Source organism: Streptomyces sp. NPDC005899 (assembly GCF_040629645.1).
In the GTDB taxonomy this organism is placed as follows: Bacteria; Actinomycetota; Actinomycetes; order Streptomycetales; family Streptomycetaceae; genus Streptomyces.
On sequence record NZ_JBEXWB010000629.1, the window covers coordinates 1 to 1,898 of the forward strand.

2 protein-coding genes are annotated in these 1,898 nt (G+C 68.4%); both read right to left on the reverse strand.

The window, feature by feature from the left end; genetic code table 11:
- Positions 1 to 701 (reverse strand): condensation domain-containing protein (locus tag ABZ371_RS32185; protein WP_358686395.1); only part of this gene is annotated, 701 nt, incomplete at its 3' end.
- 392 nt (positions 702 to 1,093) lie between these two features.
- Positions 1,094 to 1,312, reverse strand: a complete 219-nt coding sequence (locus tag ABZ371_RS32190) for an MbtH family protein (protein ID WP_358686398.1) — start codon at positions 1,310 to 1,312, stop codon at positions 1,094 to 1,096.
- Between the last annotated feature and the right edge of the window lie 586 nt (positions 1,313 to 1,898).

Consider the following 1,898-nt stretch of genomic DNA (forward strand, 5'->3'; position numbering starts at 1 on the left):
CCGCGCGCGCGGGTGTCGTCCCCCGCGCCGGTCGTGCCGGCACCCGCCAGGTCGGCGAACTTGGCAGTCCAGTAGGCGCGGTCGGCCTCGTAGCGGTCCGAGAGGCGGTAGGCCGCCTCGTCGGCGACCAGGTCGCGCAGCGGTGCGGCGGCGGGCTCGGCCGTAGCGAGGTCCTCACCTCGCGCCGCGCGCCCGTAGAGGTCGGCGACAGCCCGGCCGAACACCGCGCCGCCGAGGCCGTCGACCGCTATGTGGTGGAAGCGGACGTACCAGTAGTGCAGCCGGGATCCCAGACGCAGCAGGGCGAAGTGGTGGCGTGGGGCGTCGAGCCGGTCGACGGTGGACATGTCGCCGGCCATGTAGTCCTCGGCCGCGGCGACCGGATCGGCGGCGCCGGACAGGTCGGCCGTGTGGAGCCGGCCGGCGTCGACGGCGGGGCGGTCGACGACGTGCTGCCGCACTTCCTCGCCGTCGGTGACGAAGCGGAGGTTCAGGCTGTCGCACAGGGAGACGGCCCGCCCGAACGCCGCCGCGAACAATTCCTCGTCCAGGTCTCCCTGGATCTCGAAGCATTCCCCGACGTTGTATTTCGGACTGTCCGGGTCGACGAGCTGCCCGTACCAGACGCCCTGTTGCGCCGCGGTGAGTTCGAGAGACGTTTCGGCGACCACGTCCGACGGAAGCGAGCGATATTCCTGCATGCCGGTCCACACCTTTGGGGAGAGATTCGGGGACGGTGAAGAAAGGCCGGGTGACGCCGACCACGCCGGTGCACCGGCCGTCAGGCGATGCCTCGGCGCCAGGGGTTCGGCGCATCGCGCGTCCACGGCGTACGGCGGGCCGGGAGCACTCACCGGGCAATGACCGCACGACGGGGAACCACGTCACCTCTCGCGTCGACGGTGGTCGCGAGTCGGCCCGCAGCGCTATGTGTATGCCAAACAGTGACCGTTATAGGCACGCGGGAGTCAGGAGCGACAAACGCGTGATCACATCTGATCGATATCGCTCAAGCGGTGAGCAAAATCGATCAGACCAACGCGTCTACGCCCCAGTTGACCTGGGGAGGTGCCACAACGGCCGAACCGCCGGTCTACCCCGCTTCCGCCTCCATCGCACGCACCAGACCGGCGGGGCGCATGTCCGTCCAGGCGCGCTCGATCACGTCCAGGCATTCCTGACGTGACCCTTCCGGGCCGTCGGCTCGCCACCCGCCCGGGACTTCGATATGCGCGGGCCAGAGCGAGTACTGGCCCTCGTCGTTCACCAGCGCCACGAACCGTCCCGACTCGTCATCGAAAGGATTGGTCACGACTGCCCCCCACTTGTTCTCACGTTTCCACGGCATGTCCATCAGTGACGTCCGGGCGGCGCATCTGCCACCTTCCGCGGTGGACCACCGAGCCCCCCACCCTGCAATTGCACGCAAAGTTGACCCGACTCCGCCCGTTGACGCCAGTCACATTAGAGGATTCAAGGTAAGGAACGGCGTGTAATCGCCAGGTTACTTACCGGTAATCGATCAGCCGACCGGGGGTACGCCCGTCCGGTGAATATGCCAATCGGCCACGGACGGAGGCATTCGGCCAATCGATGTCCTTATCAGGTGGGTTCAACTTGATATGCACCGGACATTTTCGGATACGTTTCGTTGTGCGCCCGCGCACGCCCCGAGCGGCCGAAAATCACAACGAGCCCCCATGCGCCTGGTACGCGCCCCCCACTCGGCCGTCGAGTCGGCAAGCCCGCCGACGGGAAGTTGGCCGATCCGAGCCGTGCGGCCTTCTGCCGGTCCCCCACCTACGGACGCGCGCCCTTCGGCGACGCCGCCGCGGCCGTACCCGCCAGTACGGCGGCAGGTGACCGGCCCGCCCGCGCCCGGGCAGCTCGGACCGCGC